The sequence below is a fragment of the Luteibacter sp. P4_D7_3 genome, assembly GCF_056401735.1.
Window position 1 is genome coordinate 1 of record NZ_JBFUIT010000046.1, and the last position, 19575, is coordinate 19575.

Consider the following 19575-nt stretch of genomic DNA (forward strand, 5'->3'; position numbering starts at 1 on the left):
CGTAATAGGAGGTCATCACGAAGAAGAAGGCGATGACCGAAAGGACCAGGGTCATGCCCTCGGCCATAGCGGCGGGTCGACGTGTATTCACAGGTGGCCGACTTCGATCCGGTGAAAGCTGGCCAAAGCCTACCACGCCCCCACGCCCCGCTCCTGTAGGAGCCAATTCATCGGCGATGCTCTCCTCCACCCTGGAATCGCCGATGAATCGGCTCCCACATGGCCGACGAATCGACGTTGTCCCCGGCCCATAAGTAAAAGACAATGCCCCTGATGACGATCAGCGCGCTGACGTCCCCCTTCCCGCGGCGTGTCCCCACGCCTCGACCCGCGAGATAAGCATGTCGTTTCGTTCCGCTTCCCTGCTCGCCTGCGCTATCGCCTGCGCCATCGCCGCTCCCTTCGCCCTGGCCGCGCCGCCACCGCCGCAGAAGCCGCCGGTGGTGCACGCCGATCCTGAATCCGCCCACCTGCCGCCTGAGCGCGTCAAGCAGACGATCGAGGACTACAAGCGCTGGATGGACGAGGCGGAGGCACGCGATGCCGCACCGGCCATCGTCACGGCGGTCATCGTGGACGACAAGGTCGTTTACGAGCGCGCCATCGGCTACGCCAACGCGAAAACGAAAGAACCTGCCACGCCGGAAACCGTCTTCCGCCTGGCCTCGTTGTCGAAAGCGTTCGCCACCGGCGTCACTGCTGTCCTGGTTCGCGAGGGTTTCCTCAGCTGGGACACCAAGCTGATCGACACCATTCCGTACTTCAAGCTCAAGGACATGGAAGCCGCACAGCAGGCCACGGTCCGCGACATCCTTGGCCAACGCCTGGGCCTGCCACGCAACACCTACGACAACATGCTCGAAGCCGACATGCCGTACGAGGAACTCGTGCGCAAGCTCGACGAGGTGGATCTGTCGTGCAAAGTGGGCTCGTGCTACGGCTACCAGAACGTTGCCTTCAGCATGATCGGCGACGTGATCTACGCCACCACCGGTGATTATTTCTTCCGACAGGTGGAGCGTCGCATCTTCGCGCCGCTGGGCATGACCACCGCCAGCTACGGCCGCGATGCCCTCGAGGCCAGCAAGAGCTGGGCGCGTCCCCACCGCGGCGGTCCGCACAACTGGATTCCCTACGAGCCCAACGACAGCTACTACCGCGTCGCGCCCGCCGCCGGCGTGAACGCCAGCCTGCGCGACATGGAGCAGTGGCTGATGGCACAGATGGGCGGTCGCCCCGACGTACTGCCCACGCCCTCGCTGGACGTGCTGCACGCGGCCGGCGTCGCCACGCCCTCCGAAGTGCATTCGCTACCCTGGCGCCACGCCCGCGTCACCGACGCGCACTACGCGCTGGGCTGGCGCGTGTTCAAGTACGCCAACGAAGACCTGATCTTCCATGCAGGCGCCGTCTCCGGCTACCGCACGATGATCGGCTTCTTCCCGAAGTACCACGCGGGCGTGGTGACGATGTGGAACGGCGCCGGCCCGATCCCTGCCGGCCTGATGCCGATGGTGTTCGATGACCTCCTCGGCCTGAACCACGTCGACTGGGCTGGCGTGGAAGGCTCGGTGCACACCGCACCCGCCGCCCCTGCCAAGAAAACCGCCACGACGAAGAAGGCCGCCGCCACGAAGAAAGCAGCACCGGCGAAGTCGACGAAGACGACGAAGAAAAAGAAACCCTGAGGGCTTCTTCCCTCAGCGGTTCCAACGTGAAAGGACAGCCGCTACGCGCCTCGTGTGACCAGCGGCATTCGCCGCCTCACGCTCGTGGTTTCTTGGGAGTCGCGGTCGGGTTGACCCTTGGGGCCGCGGCGCGGCTCTTCGAGACGGGCCGTAGGYGRCGCGATCGCTTGCACGGAAACTGGGCGGCCCTCAGCTTARGCGGCCCCAAGGGCCAACCCGACCGCGACACCGGACGTTGAGGTTGCGTGCGGYAWAWGCGCAACGCCGCTTCGTCGCTCAATGTCTGATGAACGACCAGGCTGCTTTCTGTAGGAGCCGCTTCAGCGGCGAACCCTCAGGCTGTCGCGTTTGCGAGCGAGGCCTTGTGGTGATTGGGCGAGCGGTTGAACGCCYGCACGATGCGACGCAATGCTTCGTTCGCGAGATCAATCGCTGAGGGTTCGCCGATGAAKCGGCTCCTACAMGAGCGGCGCTGCAASTCGYTGGYGGTGYGCTCGACSMCACGCARCCTCRRCSTTCGGTGCCGCGAGGGGCAAGGYCCTTGGGGMCGCYTAAGCTGAGGGCCGCTCAGTTGACGGGCAGAGCGAGAGCGGTCCCTACGGCCCGTCTCGAAGAGCCGCGCCGCGGCCCCAAGGGCCTTGCCCCTCGCGGCTCCCAACGGACCCACAAGCGTGAGGCGGCGTAAGCCGCTGGTTACATGGGGCGCGTAGCGACCGGCATTCGCCGATGAATCGGCTCCTACAGAAGCGCAGCAAAAAAACGGCTCCTTGCGGAGCCGTTTGTTCTTACCTGCCGAGGTTGAACTGCAATCGTCGGCGGAGGGTGACGGAAATTGCCTCACCGTTTCGGGTGGCCGGCTTGAATTCCCATTTGCTCACCGCGTCGATCGCCGAACGGTCGAAGACATGCTTGGGCTGTGCGTCGACCACCGAGACATTACCCACGGCGCCGTCGGCACCCACGGTCATCTCCACATCGACCCAACCTTCCTGGTTCGCACGCATGGCGGCCGTCGGATAGCGCGGGTTGACCTGGCGGATCAGCACAGCGTCGCTGATGGACTCGTCCGTGGCGGCGCGTGCGACCGGACGCGGTGCGGCGGCGACGGGTGCAGCCGCGGCGGGCTGCTGCTGCGCGACACGGGCCGCCTGTTCACGTGCGGCCTGCTGACGCTGCGCCTCGGCGGCAGCCGACGCCTGCTGTTCGGCCTGCAGCTTGGCGGCGCTGGCGGCATTCTGCTGGGCCAGCTGCTGCGCCTTCTGCGCATCCACCGCCTGCTGTTGCTCACGGTCCAGCGTTTTGCGCTGGGCATCCAGCTTGGAACGCAGAATGGTCAGCGTGTAGTTCTCGGGGTCGGCCTTGGCAAGCAGGTCGATCTCGCGCTGGGCTTCGTTGAAGTCCCGCTGGTTGATCGTCTGCTCGGTGGCGGCGGCGCCGTACGAGAACGTCTCGCGCAGGGCGTCGGCGGCGACGGGATTACCCGGCTGCTTCTGCAGCACCTTCATGTAGAACTCGAAGGCGTTGTTACCTGCCGGCGCGACGAGACGCTGCTCGTTCATCGCCGTGCGGGCCTCGGCCAGGAGCTGGTCGGTGCTGAGAGCGTCGACGTTGGCCGGAGTATCGCGTGTCGCGCCTGGCTTGGTCGCCGCGGCGGTGGCCGGGGTGACACCGGCATTCGCGTCGCGATACGGCTTGATAATGAGGAACCAGGCCGCGACTGCCAGCGCCAGAACAATGGCGAAGACGGTAAGTGTCACGGGATTGACGGCGCCGCRCACGAAATGGCGCGAAGGAATGCGTTGACGATTATCCATGGCGGTCGAAAGCGGACTCCGCATAGCGCGCGCCCCCTGATGGCTTGACGCGGAGGACCCCCCGTCCCCCGCAGCGCGATGTGGCGACAAGGTAACCGTAATAGCCGCGTGAATCCAGCGCGGCGGTCTAGGAGGTTTTCCGGGGGCAAGAAACCGCACCCCTATAAATGAATAACCCCGGCAGGGCCGGGGTCAAGGTTTCGAAGTGTCTCCCCGCGCTGGGCACCGCGGGGAGATAATTCGTAACGAGCTTTCTTATTGGAAGGTGAAGCTTATTACTTGGCGGCCTTGGCGACCTTAGCGACCTTGGCGGCCCGCGGTGCCTTAGCCGGCTTCGCAGCCTTGGTCGCGCGAACGACCTTGGCGGCGGCAACCTTCTTCGAAGCAGCCTTACGCGGTGCGGCGGCCTTGCGCGGTGCTGCCTTGCGCGCCGTCTTCTTTACGGAAGCCTTCTTGACGGCCTTCTTGACCGCCTTCTTGGCGGCTACCTTCTTGACGGCAGCCTTGCGGGCGACCTTCTTGACTGCAGCCTTCTTGGCCGGCGACTTGCGGGTCGCAGCCTTCTTGACCGCGACCTTACGGGTCGAGGCCTTCTTTGCCGGCGACTTGCGCGCGGCGGTCTTCTTCACGGTGGATTTCTTCGACGCCTTTTTGGCGGCGGACTTCTTGGCAGTGGCTTTCTTGGCAGTGGCCATGGTTCGTCTCAGCTCCTCATCAGTTGGCAGTGGTTGCCCAGTAAAAGCATGAAGGAACGCTTCAACCAGCAAATCGCTGTTCGTTGCGTGCCTTAAATTGTTCACCTGGCGGCGAGTACGTTCATCGGAAAGCAGTCGAAGCACGTGAAGCGGAATGGACACAGTGATCTTGCGAACCGCTCCCGCTTTGTTGCCGTGCTCGACGTACGGCCTGATGAATTTTCCTAATTCCATATCGGGTTCCCCGTCAATTGGTGCAAAAGCTATTCCTGAACATATCCGCTGTCAATAAACTTTGGCTATGAATTGAAGACCTTGCGGGTACGCATCCCCACCGACGATGACCGATCGAGGGCAGTCACATGAGGTTATCCGTTACGTCCGGAATGAAATGGACTCACAAAATAAAAAGCACTCACGCAATGAAATGGTTCAGCAAATAGCTTAAATAAAGATGTTTTTTCGTTCGTCGTCGCGAACAGTGAACCGACAACACGCGACGGCCGACGAGAAAAGAGGCGCCGTCCGACACGGCCTGTCGGGGGCGATTTCGCGGATGAACGGAGCGCTACTGACGGTGAAAAAAAATTTCGCCGAAGGGCCGTTCCGGACAAAAAAATGCCGGTCGAGGACGACCGGCATGCGAATCGAACGTGCCGAACCGGATCAGTGGTCGTCGTTCTCGGCGATCTCGGCGTACTCATCGGCCGTCAACAAACCGTCGAGTTCGGACTTGTCGTCAAGCTTCATCTTGAAGATCCAGCCGTCACCGAACGCGTCTTCGTTGATCGTTTCCGGCTTGTCGCTGAGGACGGTATTGATCTCGGTGATTTCACCCGAGACAGGTGCGTAGATATCCGACGCAGCCTTGACCGACTCGACGACGGCAACGCCGTTGCCAGCCTGGACGCTCGAACCGACTTCCGGCAGTTCAACGTAGACCAGATCACCCAACGCGCCCTGCGCATGGTCGGAGATGCCGACGGTGACCGTGCCGTCCTGTTCGACGCGTACCCATTCGTGGGTCTTCTGGAATTTCAGGTCGCCGGGGATTTCTTTATCGCTCATGGGGCTGCTCCTCGATGTCACGGGACGGGGTGCGGGTGATGGACGGTCAATTGTACCGATACATATATATATGTGTGAGGTCARCCGTCGATGATGCCGGGCATCGGCTGGCCGTCGCGGACGAAGGGGAACTTCACCACGCGCACCGGCACTTCACGACCGCGGATATCGACGCGAACGTCGCCGTGGTCACCGGCGGGCAGGCGCGCGAAGGCGACCGACTTGCCGAGGGTGGGCGCGAATCCGCCGGAAAGGATTTCGCCTTCGCCGTTGGCGGCGAGAACTTTCTGCCCGTGACGGAGAACGCCCTTCTCGTCCATGACCAGCCCGACCATCACGCGCGGTACACCGTCGGCCTTCTGCTTCTCGAGCGCTTCGCGGCCGATGAAGTCGCGACCCTCGTCCAGCGAGATGGTCCAGGCGAGCGAGGCCTCCCAGGGGGTGACGGTCTCGTCCATGTCCTGGCCGTAAAGATTCATGCCGGCTTCCAGGCGGAGCGTGTCGCGCGCACCCAGACCGGCCGGGGCGACGCCGGCGTCGCGCAGGAGATTCCACAGCTCGACGACGCGCGTGTTCGGCACGACCACTTCGAAGCCGTCTTCGCCCGTGTAGCCGGTGCGAGCCAGGAACAGCGGCATGCCATTCGGGCCTTCACATTCGATAGCGGCAAACTTGCCGAGCTTGCGGGCCTTCTCGCGGATGTCCTCCGGCAGCAGGCCGATCAGTTTCTCGCGGGCGTTAGGCCCCTGCACGGCGACCATGCCGAATTCCGGACGCTCGCGCACGGTGATGCCGAAGGCGGCCGCCTGCTTTTCGATCCAGGCCAGATCCTTCGCGCGGGTCGCGGCGTTGACCACCAGGCGGAAGAAGTCCTCGCGAAGGAAGTAGACGATGAGGTCGTCGATCACCCCGCCGGTCTCGTCGAGCATGCAGGTGTAGAGCGCCTTGCCCGACTTGGTGAGCTTATCGACGTTGTTGGCGACCAGCTTGCGGAGGAACTCGCGGGTGCGCTCGCCGGTGAGGTCGACCACGGTCATGTGCGAGACGTCGAACATGCCGGCGTCCTTGCGCACCGAGTGGTGCTCTTCGATCTGCGAGCCGTAGGCGATGGGCATGTCCCAGCCGCCGAAGTCGACCATGCGGGCACCGAGTTCACGGTGGGAGGCGTTGAGTTCGGTCTTGTCGGTCATCGTCGTACCTTGCAGGGGAATGTCGGCGGGAACAGCCTCGCATTATCGGGTCGCGAGGCCGGTCAGGCCAAGCGCAAACGCAGCATCGGCATCTGCTAGCCTTCGCCCATGACGACCCCATCCCTGCCCGGCTCGGCCATCCTCTCGCGCGATGCGGGCGGTGCGCGCCTTGCGCTGAGCGGGGACTGGACACTCCTTCATTACATGGAGTTGCAGGCCCGGGCCAACGAACTGGCTGGCACGGTGGGCAATGACGTGAAAGTGGACCTTCATGCCGTGGGGGCCATGGACACCTCCGGTGCCTTCGTCATCGCCGAGTTGCTCGGCAGCCAGCGCACCCAGGCCTTATCGCAGGACGAGTCGCTGCCGCCGGCGCGGCGCGCCCTGCTGAAAACCGTCGGCGACGCGATCGACACCTATTGCAAGGGTGTGAAGAAGCCGAGGGATGCCGGCTTCGTGGTCCTGCTCGAGCGCATCGGCAAGGCCATGGGCTCGTTCTGGAAACAGACGTTAAAGCTGCTGGCCTTCATCGGCATCACCCTGCAGGGTTTCGCCAGCACCGCGCTGCGACCGAAGCACTGGCGGGTGACCGCGGTGGTCGCCCAGATTGAACAGACCGGACTGGACGCGGTGCCGATCCTGGCCCTGCTCTCCTTCATGGTCGGTGCGGTGGTCGCGTTCCTCGGCTCGACGGCGCTGGCCAGTTACGGCGCCAGCATCTTTACCGTGGACCTGATCGGCTTCGCCTTCCTTCGCGAGTTCGGCGTGCTGCTCACCGCCATCCTGCTCGCCGGCCGCACTGCCAGCGCGTTCACCGCCCAGATCGGTTCGATGAAGGCGCGCGAGGAGATCGACGCGATCCGCACGCTCGGTCTCGATCCGGTCGAATTGCTCGTGCTGCCGCGCGTCCTCGCCCTGCTGGTTTCGCTACCCCTGCTTACCTTCATCGCCATGATCGCCGGCATCGTCGGCGGTGGCGTGGTCTGCCTCGCGGTGCTCAAGATGTCCCCGTCGATGTTCCTGTCGATGCTGCAGGAGGACATGTCCCTGACCCAGTTCCTGGTCGGCATGGCCAAGGCGCCCGTGTTCGCCTTCATGATCGGGGTGATCGGCTGCATGGAAGGCTTCAAGGTGTCCGGCAGCGCGCAGTCGGTGGGCGAACACACTACCTCGGCCGTGGTCCAGTCGATCTTCGTGGTGATCCTCCTCGATGCCCTCGCCGCACTCTTCTATATGGAGATGGGCTGGTGAACGCACAAACGGTAGCTGCTCCGGCCCGCGAAACGGTCATCGAAGTCCGCGGACTGATCAATCGGTTCGGCACGCAGACCGTCCACGAGAACCTGGACCTCGACGTCTATCGCGGCGAGATCATCGGCATCGTCGGTGGATCCGGCACCGGCAAGTCGGTGCTGCTGCGTACGATCATCGGTCTGGTGCGGCCGATCGCCGGCGAGGTACGTGTCTTCGGCGAAAATCTGTTGTCCCTTTCGGACGAACGCCGATCCCAGGTGGAGCGTCGCTTCGGCGTGCTGTTCCAGAGCGGCGCCCTGTTCTCGTCACTCACCGTGGCCGAAAACATAGCGCTGCCCCTGATCGAGCATGCCGGCCTGCCTCGTATGGATGCGACGCGCCTCGCGGGCGTGAAGCTGGCACTGGCCGGCCTGCCGGTAGATGCCGGCCGCAAGTACCCGTCGGAGCTTTCCGGCGGAATGATCAAGCGCGCCGCCCTCGCCCGTGCACTCGCACTGGATCCGGAGATCCTCTTCCTCGACGAACCGACCGCCGGCCTGGATCCGATCAGTGCCGCGGCGTTCGACAGCCTCATCGTTACCCTGCGCAATGCGCTGGGCCTTACCGTGTTCCTGGTGACGCACGACCTGGACACGCTCTACTCCACCTGTGACCGCGTGGCTGTCCTATCGCAGAAGCGCGTGCTGGCCGCCGCGCCGATCGACGAGGTCGCCCGCACCGACGATCCCTGGGTACAGGCTTATTTCAACGGACCGCGCGGTCGCGCGGCCACCTTCGCCGCCCATAAAGGCAAGGACTGACACCATGGAAACGCGCGCGCATCACATCCTGATCGGACTGTTCACCGTCCTCATCGTCATGGCCGGGCTCGGCTTCGGTGTCTGGCTGGCCAAGGCCCATTCGGACCAGGAGTGGAACTACTACGACATTGTTTTCAACGAGGCGGTGACCGGCCTGTCGAAGGGCGGCGCCGTCCAGTACAACGGCATCCGGCTGGGCGATGTCATGCAGCTGCGACTGGATCCGGAAGATCCGCGCCGCGTGCTCGCCCGCGTACGCGTGACCGGCGACACGCCATTGCGCAAGGATACCCACGCCAAGCTCGCCCTGACCGGTGTCACCGGGGTGGCGATCATCCAGCTATCGGGTGGTACGCCCGGCGCCCCGCTACTGGTCGGCCACGATGGCGAAGTGCCGGTGATCATCGCCGATCCCTCGCCACTCTCCCGACTGCTCGCCAACGGCGAGGACCTCATTACCAATATCAGCCAGGCCGCGGCGCGGGCCAACGACCTTCTATCTAAAGAGAACGTCCATCGGATCGAGCGCACGCTGGATCACCTGGACCAGACCACCGGCGTGATTGCCGACGAGCGTGAAGACATCCGTACGTTGATCAAGCAGCTCACCACGGCGACGACGCAAGCCAACGAGACGCTGGCCGAAAGCCAGAAGCTGGTGCACAACGCCAACGGCCTGATCGAAGGCCAGGGCAAGGCCACGCTGGAGAGCGCGCAGCACGCAATGGCGTCGCTCGAACATTCCATGGCCTCCGTAGACCGTCTGCTCAACGACAACAGCGACGCCATCAACGGCGGCGCAGCGAGCCTGGGCGAACTGGCTCCCGCCTTGCGCGAGCTGCGTGACACGCTGACCTCGCTGCGTTCGATCACCCGTCGCCTCGACGAGAATCCCAGCGGCTACCTGTTCGGCCGTGAGAAAGTTAAGGAGTTCACACCATGAACCGTGCCCGCCTCGCCGCCCCGCTGCTACTCGCGCTGCTGACGGCGTGCTCGATCCTGCCCAGGGCCGAAACGCCGAAGATCTACACCCTGCCTGCCGCACCAGGTGCACGGCCCGGTGCCGCGACGCCGGTGCCCTGGGCACTGCGCATCGCCGCGCCCAGCGCGCCACGTTCGCTGGATAACGTGCGCATCGCCGTCGTGCCGGACTCGAACCAGATCACCGTGTACGCCGGAGCGCGGTGGAGCGACACGACGACCAACCTGTTCCGCGATCGCCTGGCGGATGCGTTCCGTGACAGTGGCCGCATCGCCGCGCTGAGTACGGACGAGAGCAATCTCGGCGCGGACTTTGAACTGGGCGGCAGCCTCGCCGCGTTCCAAACGGAATACGCCGCGGGCAAGCCGGAGGTCGTGATCCGCTATGACGCCGTGCTTGCCGCTACGCGCAAGCACCAGATCGTCGGCAGCCGCCGCTTCGAAGTCCACGAACCGGTGGACGGCAAGGACGTACCGCAGGTGGTCGAGGCGTTCGGGCGAGCGATGGATAAGGTATCGCGTGAGGTGGTGGGGTGGACTCTCGAGGCTGGTAGCGCCCGGTAGGACCCACCGCCAAGTAGGACCCGCCACCAATGTGGGAGCCGCTTCAGCGGCGATGCCGAAGGTTCGCACAGAGCATCGCCGCTGAAGCGGCTCCCACAGAAGATCTGCGTTCTTATGCAGGCTCGACGGGATACGCGGGCTCGGCATCCAGCGACGACGCACACACCGCGGCCAATTCCAGCAACCGCAGATCCGAGCCACGCGCGCCGACCAACTGCATCCCGATCGGCATGCCGTTGGCCAGCGTACCCATCGGAATGCTGACCGCCGGACACCCGGCGAGGCTGGCGAAACTGCACAGGTCCGCCTGCGACGCCGGCGCGGGGCCATCCAGCGGGAAAGCCCCCTGCGATGTCGTCGGGATCACCAGCACATCCACCTGGGCGAACAGGCGACGCATCTTCAGCGTCGCGTCGTCGAGCACCCGATCCGCGGCGACGTATTCGGCGGCCGACTTGCGCGCGGCGAAATCGACCATCTGCCGGAAACCCGGTGAGACCGGATACGCCTCATCCGCCAACTCATCCGCGAAGGTGTTGAGCATCTCCGCTTCCATCAGGAGAAGCCCTGCCCGACGCGTCCTGGCGAAGTCCCAGTCCGAGAAATCGACGGTACGACGTTCGCCCAGCTCACCGTTGAGCTTGCCCAGCGCCGCCTCGAAGACATCGATCACGTCACTGTCGACACCGACGGCGGCCAGGTCGGGCAGGAAACCGGAGCGCAGGTTGCCCGGCTCCCAGTCCGGCGGCGAGAACGCTACCCGGCGACGGCGCGAGCGGGCGTCGTCGGCGTCGTAACCGGCCAGCGTCTGCAGGAGCACCGTGAGGTCGTCCACGCCACGCGCGAGCAGGCCGACCGCATCCAGACGGCGAGCCGCCGGCACCAGGCCGCGGGCCGAAATCTCGCCATGCGTGGGTTTCAGGGCATACACGCCGCAATAGCTGGCCGGAATGCGGACCGACCCCAGCGTGTCGGAGCCTATCGCCGCGACCGCCATGCCGGAGGCAACGGCAGCGGCCGCGCCACCGGACGAACCGCCAGCGGTGTAACCGAGACGATGCGGATTGTGCGTCGCGCCATGAAACGGATTGTTGGTGGTGACCCCGAGCGCGCCTTCGTCCATGTTGGTCTTACCCAACAACACCGCGCCCGAGGCACGTAAGCGCGCGACGATGTGCGCGTCCTGATCCGGGATCGCGCTGCGCCGCCGCATGCCGACCCGCGTGGGCACGCCGGCGACATCGAAGTTGTCCTTGATCGCGATGGGGATACCGTCGAGGCGACCGATGACGCCGTCACGACGACGGCGGTCGGCGGCGAGGGCCTGCTCCTGGATAAGGGGTGCACTGAAGTCGACGAAGGCATTCAGTCGCGGATTCAGCCGCTCAATGGCGTTCTGGTAAGCATCCGAAAGGGCCTGGGGCTGGACCCTTCCAATCGCCAGCCAGTGCAGGATCTGCAGTAGCGTGGCGCGGCGCATGTCGGTGTCAGCCACCGGCGGCATCGTATTCATGAACTCTCCTTGCGCATGGTCCCGATTATGAACGCGCAATGTGAACATCATGCAAGTCAGACTGTTTGAAACGGCGATTTGCCCGCGCGCGGGGGAAGCCGGACAATGACGGGTTGATCCCTGAAGCCAGCCAAGATTGAGTGAGCCAGCCATGAGCGAACGCGAAACCATGGAATACGACCTCGTCGTCGTCGGAGCCGGCCCTGCCGGCCTGGCGTTCGCGATGCGTACGAAACAGCTCAATCCGGAGATCACGGTCTGCGTGATCGAGAAGGCCTCGACGATCGGTGCACAGATCCTGTCCGGCGCCGTGATCGAGACCGCGCCGCTGGATCGCCTGCTGCCCGAATGGCGCAGCAACCCGCCGCCGGTATGCGTACCGGTGACGAAGGACGAATTCTGGCTGCTGCGCGATCACGCGTCGGGCACCAAGGCGCCCGTGACGCCGCCGCAGATGAACAACCACGGCAACGTGATCGTCAGCCTCGGCGCGCTGTGCGCGTGGCTCGCACCGCAGGCCGAAGCCCTGGGTGTCGACGTGTTCCCGGGTTACGCCGCATCGGAGGCTTTGTTCGACGAAGCGGGCGCCGTGAACGGCGTGCGGATCGGCGACATGGGCGTGGCGCGTGACGGCACGCACAAGCCCGGCTTCACCGAAGGCATCGACATCCGCGCGAAGGTCACCGTGCTTGCCGAGGGTTGCCGCGGTCACATCAGCAAGTCGCTGATCAAGCATTTCGACCTGGACAAGGACAGCGATCCGCAGACTTACGGTATCGGCATCAAGGAACTCTGGCAGCTTCCGCCAGGTCGCGGCGAAGCGGGCAAGGTGGTGCACACGGCCGGCTGGCCGCTGGCCAACGACACCTATGGCGGCAGCTTCCTCTATCACCTGGACAAGGATCGCGTGGCGGTCGGCTTCGTCGTCGGCCTCGACTATCCGGATCCGAACTTCTCGCCCTTCGAGGCGTTCCAGCAGTTCAAGCACCATGCGAACGTTAAGGGCTTGCTCGAGGGCGGCACCATCGTTTCGGCCGGCGCCCGCGCCATCATCGAAGGCGGCTTTCAGTCGTTGCCGAAGGTGGAGATGCCCGGTGCCATCCTGATCGGCGATTCCGCCGGCCTCGTCAACGTGCCGAAGATCAAGGGCACCCACCAGGCCATCGCCTCAGGCATGCTCGCCGCCGAACACCTGGTCGCCAACACGCTGAATCCCGCCGGCTGGGACGCGAAACTGCGTGCCTCGGCCATCGCGAGCGAGCTGAAGAAGGTGCGCAACATCCGTCCCGGCTTCAACAAGGGCCTGTGGTTCGGCCTGATCAATGCGGCGTGGGAAACCGTCACCGGGGGCCGTTCGCCGTGGACGATGAAGAATCACGCCGACTGGTCATCGCTGGACAAGCTGGGCCAGCACGAAGCGTCCAATAAAGATTACGTGGACCGGACGCTCGCGCCGCGCGATCGCCTGGCCAGCGTGTACTTCGCCGCCACCGAGCATGACGAGGACCAGCCGGTGCACCTGAAGGTGGCCGATACGTCCATCTGCATCGATCGCTGCACCACCGAATACGGCAATCCCTGCGAAAAGTTCTGCCCCGCGGGTGTCTACGAAATCGTCCAGGACGAGGCCGGCAAGCGCCTGCAGATCAACTCGGCGAACTGCGTGCATTGCAAGACGTGTGACATCAAGGATCCGTACCAGATCATCACCTGGGTGACGCCGGAAGGCGGTTCGGGTCCGAACTACCAGAACCTCTGACGACGTGTCCGGCAAGATCACCTGGCGTTACCGCCGAGCCGTTTCCATCGCGCAGCGCCTTCGCTCAAGCGTTGCCCTGCGCGGATGGCGTGGGACGATCTCACGCATCTCGCAGGAGTTCGCCACGCGACCGGAAGTAGACGATTCGCTCAGTCTGCTTCCGCTGGAGGTGACCTTCGAGCCGTTCGATGTCCCATCGAGCGAATCACCCCGGCTATCGATCGTCATTCCGGTCTACGGCAAGCTCGAATACACGCTGGCCTGCCTGCGTTCGATCGTTGCGAATCCGCCCACGGATGCCTTTGAAGTCATCGTGGTGGACGATGCATCGCCGGACGATAGCGCAGGGACGTTGGCGAAGGTGTCGGGTATTCGTCTTCTGCGCAACGCGACGAACCTCGGCTTTGTCGGCAGCTGCAATGCTGGCGCCGCGGCCGCCACCGGCGAATTCCTGATCTTCCTCAACAACGATACCCAGGTGATGCCCGGCTGGAGCGAGGAGCTGCTTCGCTGCTTCGCGTTGCGTGCCGATTGCGGCATAGCCGGGAGCCAGCTGGTTTATCCGGACGGTCGTCTGCAGGAGGCCGGAGCCTGGGTGTTCGCCGATGCCTCGGCGTGGAACATCGGGCGCTTCGATTCACGCAGTGATCCCGCCGTGCGCTACGCGCGCAAGGKGGATTACGTGTCGGGGGCGTCGCTCGCGATTCGCCGGCACGTCTTCGCTGAGCTCGGTGGCTTCGACCTGCGCTTCGCGCCCGGTTACTACGAAGATACCGACCTCGCCTTTGCCGCGCGCGCGGCGGGCTATTCGGTCTGGTACGTACCGACCAGCGTCGTGGTGCACGCCGAAGGCATCAGCTCCGCAGGCAACATGGAAACCGGCATGAAGCGGTTCCAGGCGATCAACCAGGTGAAGTTCGCCGACAAGTGGCGCACGGCCCTGGCCGCCCAGCCGGCGATGGGCACCGCGCTCGCCCTGGTGGCGAAAGCGAAGCGACGCGGCACCATCCTTGTCGTGGATGTGGCTACGCCGGATGCATCGCGCGATGCGGGTTCGATGCGACTGATATCGATGATGCGAATTCTCGTCGAGGACGGCTGGCACGTCGTCTTCGCACCGGACGATGGCCGCGCTGACGATGAGGCGATCCGCGAACTGGGCCGCCTCGGCGTCGAGGTGATCGCCCGTCCCTGGGTGGACGGCGTTCCGTCGTGGCTGACACGTTTTGCCGACGACCTGCATGCGGCCATCCTCAGCCGGCACATGGTCGCCGCGCAGTACGCGAGCTTCGTTCGCCGGCATGCGCCACAGGCGAAGGTGATCTTCGATACGGTGGATCTGCATTTTCTGCGCGAAGAACGTGGCGCAGAGCGCGCCGGCAATGCATCGTTGGCACGCCAGGCGGCGACGACGCGGGAGCAGGAGCTGAAGTTGATCGCGGAGGCGAATATCACGTTCGTCGTGAGCGACTACGAACGCGATTTGCTGAGCCGACTGATGCCGAGCGCGAATGTCGACCTGCTTTCGACGATCCAGGAGGTCCATGGGCGGACCGGGGGCCACGCCGGGCGCCGTGATCTCCTGTTCATTGGCGGGTTCGGCCATCCGCCGAATGCGGATGCGATCAACTGGATGGCGTCGGAGATTCTGCCCGTGCTTCGGCGTGCGGTACCCGGTGCAAATATCCTGGTTGCTGGCGATGTGCCAGAGGGTAACCGCCGCCTATTATCAGAGGCGGGGCTGCAAATGCTGGGTCGCGTGCCCAATCTGGAGCCACTGATGTCTTCGTCCCTTGCGTCGATCGCGCCACTTAGATTCGGAGCCGGGGTCAAGGGCAAGATCAACATGGCGATGAGTCATGGCCTGCCGGTCATCGGGACCACGGTGGCCGTCGAAGGCATGCGGCTGGAAGACGGTACGGACGTTCTTGTCGCGGACACGGCCGACGCCATTGCGGCTGCCTACCTGCGGCTTTCCGAATCTGAAGCGCTCTGGGCCTCCCTTTCCGACCATGCGATCGAAAATGTGCGGGCGCATTTCTCCGCCGATGCGGCGCGCGGAGCGCTTCGCCGTGCGCTGGACTGAGACGCGCCTGAGGCGGGGCTTGCGGCCCAACGGCCCCTTGTCGTTTAGGTGTGAAGAGATTCGATCCCGCGCCGCGTCAAACGCAGGTACGAAGATTCGTTAGAATATGCGGTCAATTCCAGAGCTCCCCGGCGACCGGCCGGGGGCCCACTCGAACAGGAACCGCGAATGAAGATTCTGGTCGGCTACAAGCGCGTCGTGGACTACAACGTCCGCATCCAGGTGAAGCCTGACGGCACCGGCGTGGTCACGGACGGCGTCAAGCTCTCCGCCAACCCGTTCGACGATATCGCCCTCGAAGAGGCCTTGCGCCTGCGCGAGAAAGGGGTGGCCGAGGAAGTCATCGTGGTCGGCATCGGCCCGGCCGACCTCACAGCCCACCTGCGCAACGGCCTGGCCATGGGTGCCAATCGCGCCATCCACGTGCAGACCGCCGATGCCGTCTCGCCACTGACCGCCGCCCGCACCTTTCTCAAGCTCATTGAGAAAGAGCAGCCCGGCCTGGTGATCCTGGGCAAGCAGGCTATCGACGACGATGCCAACCAGACCGGCCAGATGCTGGCGGCCCTGTGGGACCGCCCCCAGGCCACGTTCGCCGGCAAGGTGGAGATCGCCGACGGCAAAGCCACGGTAACCCGTGAAGTGGACGCCGGCCTCGAGACCATCGAAGCCGACCTGCCCGCCGTGATCACCACGGATCTGCGCCTGAACGAGCCGCGCTTCATCAAGCTGCCGGACATCATGAAGGCCAAGGCCAAGCCGATCGACGTGATCGAGCTGGGTTCACTGGGCATCGATGCCGCCGACCACATCAAGACCACCCACTACGCCGCCCCGGCCAAGCGCAGCAAGGGTGTCATGGTGAAGGACGCCGCCGAGCTCGTCGCGGCCCTCAAGCAGAAGGGCCTGCTGTAAAGCAGCCGACCGGAGAATTCACATGTCCAAGATCCTCGTCATCGCCGAACACCTCGACGGCAAGCTCAATGGCGCCACGGCTCGCGCCGTCAGCGCCGCGGTTGCCGTCAAGCCGGAATCCATCGACGTCATCGTCCTGTCCGACGCACCCGACGCGGTCGCCGCCGAAGCCGCGAAGATCGATGGCGTCAGCAAGGTGCTGACCGTGGCCCGCGCCGAGAATGCCCATGCCCTGGCCGCCATCCTCGCACCGCAGATCGCCAAGGCGGCCGCCGGCTACTCCCACGTATTCGCTCCCTCGACCACCTTCGGCAAGGACCTCGCCCCGCGCGTGGCCGCCCTGCTCGGCGTGTCGCAGGTGAGTGACGTGATGAGCGTGGAAGGTGCGCACAGCTTCAAGCGCCCGATCTACGCCGGCAACGCCATCATTACCGTGGAAGTGGATGCCGCCTCGACCGTCGTCGCCACCATCCGCACGGCTTCCTGGCCTGCAGCGGCCTCGAACGGCTCCGCCCCCGTGGAAGCCCTGACCGTCGATGTCGCCCTGCCCTCGCACACGCGCTTCGTGAACCTGCAGCAGGGCAAGAGTGACCGCCCGGATCTTCAGGGCGCTKCCAAGGTGGTCAGCGGTGGTCGTGGCGTGGGCTCGAAGGAGAACTTCGACATCATCTACAAGTTCGCCGACAAGATCGGTGCAGGCGTCGGCGCGTCGCGTGCCGCCGTCGATGCCGGGTATTGCCCGAACGAGATGCAGGTCGGCCAGACCGGCAAGATCATCGCGCCGGAGCTCTACATGGCTATCGGTATCTCGGGAGCGATCCAGCATCTCACGGGCATCAAGGATGCCGGCACGATCGTCGCTATCAACAAGGACGGCGAGGCACCGATCTTCGAGATTGCGGACATCGGTCTGGTGGGGGATCTGTTCAAGATCCTTCCGGAGCTGGAAGCCGCGCTGGGGTAACGAGACGGGCCGGCCCTCGCGCCGGCCCGTACTCCAGGGAACAAGGATATGAAGGAGGCGCAATGGCCATTTCACAGGCGCTGAGCACACTCGTACGCTCGCCGCTCGACAGCGCGCGTTTCGGTCTTGAGGTTTACCGAGGCCACATTCCAGCAGACCGGGTGAGCGGCCTGTGGGAAGAGATCGTTTCCGTCGCGGCGGACATTGCGATCTTCCGCGTGCCAGCTCATGACATTTCGGCGATGCGCCACTACACCGGCCCTCGTAATTCGCTTATTCACGCCGACACGCTTGTCTATTATGACTGCCCACTCGATGCATCAGCGCTCACCCCACTGGGACGGGAGATTCACCAATATCGTGTAGCGACGGCTTCGGATGAAGCGGAACTTCGTGCTGTGACGGAGCAAGTGTTCGAACACTATCAAAATCACTACCACGCAAACCCGAACTTCGACGCCTCGGACATCCTGAGTGGTTATGCGGAATGGGCAGCCGGCCATTTGCAGCCCCATCGGCAGGTACGTACGTGGGTCGCAACCGAGAATGATCGCATCGTCGGGTTCATTTGTTGCACATTCGATGAGCGCCAGAAAACAGCCGAGATCGTACTCAACGGCGTACTGCGCGCGCACGGTGGTAAAGGTGTCTATGCCGACCTCGTTCGACTGGCCAAGCAACACTTCGCAGAGATGGGGTTGGCTTCGATTCGCGTATCGACCCAAGTGGGTAATTACGCTGTCCAACGGGTGTGGAACCGCGAAGCCTTTCGCCTTGTCGAGGCCTACGACACCTGGCACGCCAACGCGTTCCTCACCAGCGATGCAAGAAAGTCCAAATAGCTGGCGCGAAAGCGCAGCAAGGAAAGAAACATGGGTCCAAACCTAAAGATCTCAGTCGTCTCACCGGTGTATTGTTGCGCCACATGCTTGGCGGACTTGCATGCCCGCGTAGCAGCCACAGTGGAAAAAATCACCAGCGACTACGAAGTTATCTTGGTCTGCGACGCCAGCCCTGACGACTCGTGGCCCGTCATCGAAGCCTTGGCAAAAAAGGACCCGCGTGTGCGCGGCGTCTTGCTGTCGCGAAACTTCGGACAACACTACGCCATCACCGCGGGCCTTGACCAAGCACGTGGTGAGTGGATCGTCGTCATGGACTGCGACCTTCAGGATCGGCCCGAAGAAATTACCCGCCTTTACGACGCAGCCCAGCAGGGGTTTGATGTCGTGTTCGGTGCGCGGGTGGAGCGCAAAGACAGCTTTCTGAAGCGACTGGGATCCAAAGCTTTCTACGGCTTACTGAATTACCTGAGCGACGCCAACCACGATGCACGTACCGCTAACTTCGGAATTTTCCATCGCCGCGTGATCGACGTTCTGCGCTCGATGCCCGAGCCAAATCGAGCCTTCCCCATCCAGGTGAAATGGGCCGGCTTCCGCCAAACAAGCATCGATGTACAACACGATCCCAGAGCAGAGGGGAAAACCAGCTACAACCTCGGCAAGCTCATCAAGTTAGCAGTCGACATCACTCTTTCGTATTCCGATAAGCCGCTCCGTCTATCAGCGTACCTCGGACTCTTCTTCTCGCTCGCGGCCGCCCTGTACGCCGTAGTGCTATTTTGCAGATATCTCGCCGGAGACGTGCTCGTCATCGGCTACACCAGTTTAATTATCTCCGTATGGCTACTCGGCGGGATCATTCTGTTCTCACTTGGAGTATTAGGACTGTACTTGGGCCGCGTTTATGAGAGTGCGAAACGCCGACCCATATATGTAATTGCAAATCGAACGGACGATGCGACTCCCCTTGCGGATGGTATCCACCCCGCCCATCCGCACACGTCGCGGTGACCTGAGCCATGGCCTACATTTTTATCGCGTTCACTATCTTCCTGACCGTTTATGGCCAGTTGATGCTCAAGTGGCAGGTTGGGATCCATGCTCCTGCGCCAGGGGAGACGCTAGGCGTCGGATTCTATCTACGCATGTTGCTCAACCCCTGGGTTATCAGTGCATTCGCGGCGGCATTTGGCGCATCGCTTGCGTGGATGGGAGCCATAAGCAAAATGGAACTCAGCAGGGCCTATCCGTTCATGGCACTGAATTTCATCGTGGTCGGGCTGGTTGCGATCCCCCTTTTCGGTGAGACCTTCACCTACTCGAAGCTCGCCGGCCTTCTGTTGATTGTTGCCGGATTAATCTTTTTCACACGGAGCTGAATAAATGGACAAGATCCCATTCAACAAGCCATACATGACCGGAAGCGAGCTTGGTTACAT

17 protein-coding genes are annotated in these 19575 nt (G+C 63.5%); 12 read left to right on the forward strand and 5 right to left on the reverse strand.

Translation table 11 applies throughout. From position 1 onward, the window contains the following. Nucleotides 1-341: 341 nt before the first annotated feature. Complete coding sequence (locus AC1DSN_RS06980; RefSeq protein WP_477295633.1) at nucleotides 342-1688, forward strand: serine hydrolase domain-containing protein; 1347 nt, start codon at nucleotides 342-344, stop codon at nucleotides 1686-1688. A gap of 785 nt (nucleotides 1689-2473) precedes the next feature. Here AC1DSN_RS06980 and AC1DSN_RS06985 read toward each other — a convergent pair. The 4 genes from AC1DSN_RS06985 to gcvT form a co-directional block, all read right to left on the reverse strand. Then, complete coding sequence (locus AC1DSN_RS06985; RefSeq protein ID WP_477330061.1) at nucleotides 2474-3445, reverse strand: energy transducer TonB; 972 nt, start codon at nucleotides 3443-3445, stop codon at nucleotides 2474-2476. 332 nt (nucleotides 3446-3777) lie between these two features. Further along, nucleotides 3778-4431, reverse strand: a complete 654-nt coding sequence (gene metJ, locus AC1DSN_RS06990; RefSeq protein ID WP_213950075.1) for a met regulon transcriptional regulator MetJ — start codon at nucleotides 4429-4431, stop codon at nucleotides 3778-3780. Nucleotides 4432-4863: 432 nt separating this feature from the next. Beyond that, nucleotides 4864-5265, reverse strand: a complete 402-nt coding sequence (gcvH, locus tag AC1DSN_RS06995; RefSeq protein ID WP_477296507.1) for a glycine cleavage system protein GcvH — start codon at nucleotides 5263-5265, stop codon at nucleotides 4864-4866. 80 nt (nucleotides 5266-5345) lie between these two features. Next, on the reverse strand, nucleotides 5346-6455 hold the full coding sequence (gene gcvT, locus AC1DSN_RS07000) for a glycine cleavage system aminomethyltransferase GcvT (RefSeq protein ID WP_477296509.1): 1110 nt from the start codon (nucleotides 6453-6455) through the stop codon (nucleotides 5346-5348). Nucleotides 6456-6563: 108 nt separating this feature from the next. Here gcvT and AC1DSN_RS07005 point away from each other — a divergent pair, with 108 nt between their 5' ends. The 4 genes from AC1DSN_RS07005 to AC1DSN_RS07020 are packed head-to-tail and all read left to right on the forward strand — an operon-like array spanning nucleotide 6564 to nucleotide 10054. After that, nucleotides 6564-7706 (forward strand): ABC transporter permease, encoded by a 1143-nt coding sequence (locus AC1DSN_RS07005; protein ID WP_477296512.1) that lies wholly within the window; start codon nucleotides 6564-6566, stop codon nucleotides 7704-7706. Beyond that, a complete protein-coding gene (locus AC1DSN_RS07010) occupies nucleotides 7700-8509 on the forward strand; it encodes an ABC transporter ATP-binding protein (protein WP_218625586.1) in 810 nt (269 codons plus the stop codon). Before AC1DSN_RS07005 ends, AC1DSN_RS07010 begins: the two co-directional genes overlap by 7 nt. Before the next feature lie 4 nt (nucleotides 8510-8513). Then, the gene (locus AC1DSN_RS07015; RefSeq protein WP_063572670.1) at nucleotides 8514-9452 is read left to right on the forward strand and encodes an MlaD family protein; all 939 of its coding nucleotides are present in this window, start codon (nucleotides 8514-8516) and stop codon (nucleotides 9450-9452) included. Continuing rightward, nucleotides 9449-10054 carry an ABC-type transport auxiliary lipoprotein family protein gene (locus AC1DSN_RS07020; RefSeq protein ID WP_477296514.1) on the forward strand — a complete coding sequence of 202 codons (606 nt, stop codon included), beginning with the start codon at nucleotides 9449-9451 and terminating at the stop codon, nucleotides 10052-10054. The genes AC1DSN_RS07015 and AC1DSN_RS07020 overlap by 4 nt, the downstream gene beginning before the upstream one ends. A gap of 112 nt (nucleotides 10055-10166) precedes the next feature. Here AC1DSN_RS07020 and AC1DSN_RS07025 read toward each other — a convergent pair whose 3' ends face one another. Next, the gene (locus AC1DSN_RS07025) at nucleotides 10167-11567 is read right to left on the reverse strand and encodes an amidase (RefSeq protein WP_477330063.1); all 1401 of its coding nucleotides are present in this window, start codon (nucleotides 11565-11567) and stop codon (nucleotides 10167-10169) included. Nucleotides 11568-11718: 151 nt separating this feature from the next. Between AC1DSN_RS07025 and AC1DSN_RS07030 the strand changes: the two genes are divergently transcribed. The 7 genes from AC1DSN_RS07030 to AC1DSN_RS07060 all read left to right on the forward strand — a co-directional run bounded on the left by AC1DSN_RS07030 (nucleotide 11719) and on the right by AC1DSN_RS07060 (nucleotide 19515). Beyond that, nucleotides 11719-13326 carry an electron transfer flavoprotein-ubiquinone oxidoreductase gene (locus AC1DSN_RS07030; RefSeq protein WP_477296451.1) on the forward strand — a complete coding sequence of 536 codons (1608 nt, stop codon included), beginning with the start codon at nucleotides 11719-11721 and terminating at the stop codon, nucleotides 13324-13326. Nucleotides 13327-13330: 4 nt separating this feature from the next. Beyond that, complete coding sequence (locus tag AC1DSN_RS07035; protein ID WP_477330065.1) at nucleotides 13331-15412, forward strand: glycosyltransferase; 2082 nt, start codon at nucleotides 13331-13333, stop codon at nucleotides 15410-15412. Nucleotides 15413-15580: 168 nt separating this feature from the next. Next, entirely contained in the window at nucleotides 15581-16327 is a 747-nt protein-coding gene (locus AC1DSN_RS07040; protein ID WP_063572163.1) for an electron transfer flavoprotein subunit beta/FixA family protein, read from the forward strand. Between the two features lie 22 nt (nucleotides 16328-16349). Beyond that, on the forward strand, nucleotides 16350-17291 hold the full coding sequence (locus tag AC1DSN_RS07045; RefSeq protein WP_477330067.1) for an electron transfer flavoprotein subunit alpha/FixB family protein: 942 nt from the start codon (nucleotides 16350-16352) through the stop codon (nucleotides 17289-17291). Nucleotides 17292-17353: 62 nt separating this feature from the next. Continuing rightward, nucleotides 17354-18133 (forward strand): GNAT family N-acetyltransferase, encoded by a 780-nt coding sequence (locus tag AC1DSN_RS07050; RefSeq protein WP_477296459.1) that lies wholly within the window; start codon nucleotides 17354-17356, stop codon nucleotides 18131-18133. 30 nt (nucleotides 18134-18163) lie between these two features. Beyond that, nucleotides 18164-19147, forward strand: coding sequence for a glycosyltransferase family 2 protein (locus AC1DSN_RS07055; protein WP_477330069.1), 984 nt, complete (start codon nucleotides 18164-18166; stop codon nucleotides 19145-19147). Between the two features lie 8 nt (nucleotides 19148-19155). Further along, nucleotides 19156-19515, forward strand: a complete 360-nt coding sequence (locus tag AC1DSN_RS07060) for a DMT family transporter (RefSeq protein WP_477330071.1) — start codon at nucleotides 19156-19158, stop codon at nucleotides 19513-19515. Nucleotides 19516-19575 lie beyond the last annotated feature (60 nt).